Below are 4300 nucleotides of genomic sequence, written 5' to 3' on the forward strand. Positions count from 1 at the left end.
TGCTGACAGCGGCGGCCATCGGCTCGCTCATCAAGCGCAATGCCTCCATTTCCGGGGCGGAAGTCGGCTGTCAGGGCGAGGTCGGCTCGGCCGCCTCCATGGCGGCGGCGGGCCTTGCCGCCGCCCTCGGCGCCACCCCGGCGCAGATCGAGAATGCCGCCGAGATCGCCATGGAACACCATCTGGGGCTGACCTGCGACCCTGTCGGCGGGTTGGTTCAGATCCCATGTATTGAGCGCAACGCGTTCGGCGCCAACAAGGCCATCGCGGCGGCCTCCCTCGCGCTCAGGGGCGACGGCACCCACCGCGTCAGCCTCGACGCCGTCATCGAAACCATGCGTCAGACCGGACAGGACATGCAGTCCAAATACAAGGAAACCTCGCAAGGGGGCCTTGCGGTCAACGTCACCGAATGCTGAGGATTTGATCCATGACCGTGCATGCTGCCGCCCCGAAGGGTGACGATCTGGCCGTGTTCGATGCGATTGACGCCGAACTCCGGCGCCAGCAGAACCAGATTGAGCTGATTGCTTCCGAGAACATCGTTTCCGAAGCCGTGCTGCGCGCGCAGGGCTCGGTGTTCACCAACAAATATGCCGAAGGCTATCCGGGCCGGCGCTATTATGGCGGCTGCGAACAGGCCGACGTGGTGGAGCAGATCGCCATCGACCGGGCAAAAGCGATGTTCGGCTGCGGCTTTGCCAACGTGCAGCCGCACTCCGGCGCGCAGGCCAACACCGCCGTGCTGATGGCGCTGCTGAAGCCCGGCGACACCATTCTCGGCATGTCGCTGGCGGCCGGCGGCCACCTCACCCACGGTGCCGCGCCGACGCTCTCCGGCAAATGGTTCAACGCCGTTTCCTATGGGGTGCGCCGCGAAGACGGCCTGATCGATTATGACGAGGTTGAACGCCTCGCCCGCGAGCACCAGCCGAAACTGATCATCTGCGGCGGCTCGTCCTATCCGCGCATCATCGACTTCGCCCGCTTCCGCGCCATCGCCGATGCGGTCGGCGCCTGCCTCATGGCCGATGTGGCCCACTTTGCCGGCCTCATCGTCGGCGGGGTCTATCCGTCGGCCTTTCCCCATGCCCATGTGGTAACCACCACCACCCACAAGACGCTGCGCGGCCCGCGCGGCGGCCTGATCCTGACCAATGACGAGGCGCTGGCGAAGAAGTTCAACTCCGCCGTATTCCCCGGCATTCAGGGCGGCCCGCTGATGCACGTCATCGCCGCCAAGGCCGTCGCCTTCGGCGAGGCGCTGGCGCCCTCGTTCGGGGTCTATGCGCGGCAGGTTGCCGGCAACGCGGTGGCGCTGGCCGGCCGCCTGCAGGCGCAGGGCGCGGCCATCGTCACCGGCGGCACCGACAGCCACATCGTGCTGGTCGATCTGCGCCCGCTCGGCGTCACCGGCAAGGCGGCGGAGACGGCGCTGGAGGCCGCCGGCCTGACCTGCAACAAGAACGGCATCCCGTTCGACCCGGAAAAGCCGGCCATCACCTCCGGCATCCGCCTCGGCACCTCGGCCGGCACCACCCGCGGCTTCGGCACCGCAGAATTCGAGACGGTGGCCGACCTCATCATCCGCGTCCTGAAGAGCCTTGCCGGCGATGACGAGGCCGCCCGCGCCGCCGTTGCGGCCGCCGTGCGCGCCGAGGTGGAGGCGCTGACCGCGCGCTTCCCCATCTACGCCTGACGGCACCGCCGGCCCGGAGCCGCTGCCCGGGCCGGCGGGCGGCCCTGCAACGCAGCCGCAGGCGTGCGCGGCGACGTCGCAAAATAGCAAAAGTGTGTCGCAGATACGAAAGTCGACTCTGCGAAAGGCTGCAATTCTTCTCATTACAAGGCCGGAAAAAAACACGGCCCGATCAACACCTTCCCAGAATTGCAGCGCGTTTCCGGCAGCGCCTTTTGCCCGAGGGGTCCCGATGCTGTCCAACCCGAAGACCGAACTCGCCGCCCTCGTGGAGCGTCGCCAGCCCGGCTACAGCCTTGAGGCGCCGTTCTATGTCAGCCCCGATGTGTTTCAGGCCGATCTGGACCTGATCTTCGGCCGCCACTGGATCTTTGTCGGCGTCGAGCCGGACGTGCCGGAACCCGGCGATGCCGTGGTGGTGGATATCGGCCGGAACTCCGTCGTCATCGTGCGCGGCGACGATAACGAGGTGCGGGCCTTCCACAATGTCTGCCGCCACCGCGGCGCCCGGCTGGTGCTGGAAGAAAAGACCACGGTCGGCAACCTGGTGTGCCGCTATCACTCGTGGACCTACGATCTGGAAGGCAACCTCATCCATGCCCCGCACATGGGCGAGAGCTTCAAGCCCTCCTGCCACGGGCTGAAGCCGGTGCATCTGAAGTCGCTGGAAGGGCTGCTGTTCATCTGCCTCGCCGATGAGCCGCCGGCCGATTTCGACGATATGGCAAAGGTCATGGCGCCCTATATCGCGCCCCATCGCCTGCGCGACACCAAGATTGCCTATCAGGCCGACCTGATCGAGCCCGGCAACTGGAAGCTGACGATGGAGAACAACCGGGAGTGCTATCACTGCGCCCCGAACCATCCCGAGCTGACGGTGCCGCTGTTCGCCTACGGCTTCGGCTACGCGCCCGACGAAATGGCGCCGGAAGAGATCGAAGCGGCCAAAGCCCACGACCGCGCGACCGAGGAGAAGCACCGCCAGTGGGAGGCCTGCGGCCTGCCGTCCGCCCTCGTCGAGCACCTCGACGACCGCGTCACCGGCTTCCGCACCATGCGCCTGATGCTGGACGGGGCGGGCGAATCCCACACCATGGACACCACGGTCGCCTGCCGGAAGCTGCTGGGCGACATCACCGACAAGGCCATCGGCGGTCTGCACTTCTGGACGCAGCCGAACTCCTGGCATCACTTCATGTCGGATCACATCGTCACCTTCTCCGCGATCCCCCTCGACGAGGGCCGCACGCTGGTGCGCACCAAGTGGCTGGTGCACAAGGATGCGGTCGAAGGCGTCGATTACGATCTGGAAAACCTGACGAGCGTCTGGAAGGTGACCAACCAGCAGGACAGCGATCTCGTCGGCTATTGCCAGCAGGGCGCCCAGAGCCCGGCCTATGCGCCCGGCCCCTATTCGCCCTACACCGAAGGCCTCGTGGAAGCGTTCTGCAACTGGTATATCGGCCGCCTCAGGGCCGGGCTGGAGGGCTGAGGCATGGCCGATACGGCACGCGAGGCGGGCCTTGACCCCGCGGCCCGGCTGATCGGCGCGGACGTGCCGGCGTGGAACGGCGACGAGGACGATACCCTCGTCTGCCGCGCGGTGCGCAGCGAGACGGCGGACGTGAAGACGTTCGTGTTCTCCGCACCGTCGCCGCGCCGGTTCGGCTTCCTGCCCGGCCAGTTCGTCACCTTCGAACTCGCCGTTGGCGGTGAAACGCTGTTCCGCTCCTACACGATCGCCTCGCCTCCCACCCGCCCCTTCACGCTGGAAGTGACGGTGAAGCGCGTGCCGGGCGGCCCGGTTTCCAACTGGCTGCACGACAATCTGGCCCCGGGCATGAGCCTGAAGGCGGCGCTGCCGATGGGCGAGTTCACCTGCGCCACCGCGCCGGCGCCGGCATATCTTTTCCTGTCGGGCGGCTCCGGCATCACGCCGCTGATGTCGATGACGCGCACGCTGACCGATCTTGGCGAGGGCCGCGATATCGTGTTCGTGCATGCCGCACGATCGCCGGCGGACATCATCTTCCGCGACGAACTCGCCACCATGGCGCGGCGCAATGCCGGCCTGCGGGTGGCGGCGGTCTGCGAGGCCGACAGCCCGTTCGAGCAGTGGGGCGGCCATCGCGGCCGGCTCTCGCCGGCGATGCTGGCGGCTATCGCGCCGGATTTCGCCGCCCGCGAGGTGTTCGTCTGCGGCCCGGCGCCGTTCATGGCGGCGGTGCGGGCAATGCTGACAGAGATGGGCCACGACCCGGCACGCTATCACGAAGAGAGCTTCACCTTCGAAGACCTGCCCGAAGCCGTGCAGGCCGGGGTGACCGGCGCCGAAGCGGACCTTGATGCCGCCCCCGCGGTGCCGGTTTACCGGGTGGAATTCTCCCGCACCCGCCGGTCGATCGAGTGCCCGGCCGACATTCCGATCCTTGAGGCCGCGCGCCGCGCCGGGCTTCGCCTGCCGTCTTCGTGCGCCAAGGGCGTGTGCGGAACCTGCAAGTCGAAGATCACCTCCGGCACCTTCGTGCAGGCGCAGACCGGCGGCATCCGCCCGCGCGAGGTGGCCATGGGCATGGCGCTGCTCTGTTCGGCAAAGGCCAC

General features: G+C 67.5%; 4 protein-coding genes. All 4 read left to right on the top strand.

The annotated features are described in order from the left end of the window. On the top strand, window positions 1-419 hold a 419-nt coding region (locus tag V7067_RS15980), incomplete at its 5' end, for an L-serine ammonia-lyase, iron-sulfur-dependent, subunit alpha (protein ID WP_334176893.1). Window positions 420-430: 11 nt separating this feature from the next. Beyond that, window positions 431-1699: a serine hydroxymethyltransferase gene (gene glyA / locus V7067_RS15985; RefSeq protein ID WP_334176894.1), complete on the top strand. Its 1269-nt coding sequence runs from the start codon at window positions 431-433 to the stop codon at window positions 1697-1699. Between the two features lie 232 nt (window positions 1700-1931). Beyond that, window positions 1932-3191 carry an aromatic ring-hydroxylating dioxygenase subunit alpha gene (locus tag V7067_RS15990; protein WP_334176895.1) on the top strand — a complete coding sequence of 420 codons (1260 nt, stop codon included), beginning with the start codon at window positions 1932-1934 and terminating at the stop codon, window positions 3189-3191. 3 nt (window positions 3192-3194) lie between these two features. Next, on the top strand, window positions 3195-4300 hold a 1106-nt coding region (locus V7067_RS15995), incomplete at its 3' end, for a hybrid-cluster NAD(P)-dependent oxidoreductase (protein WP_334176896.1).

The organism is Pseudoxanthobacter sp. (genome assembly GCF_036822375.1).
GTDB lineage: Bacteria > Pseudomonadota > Alphaproteobacteria > Rhizobiales > Segnochrobactraceae > Pseudoxanthobacter.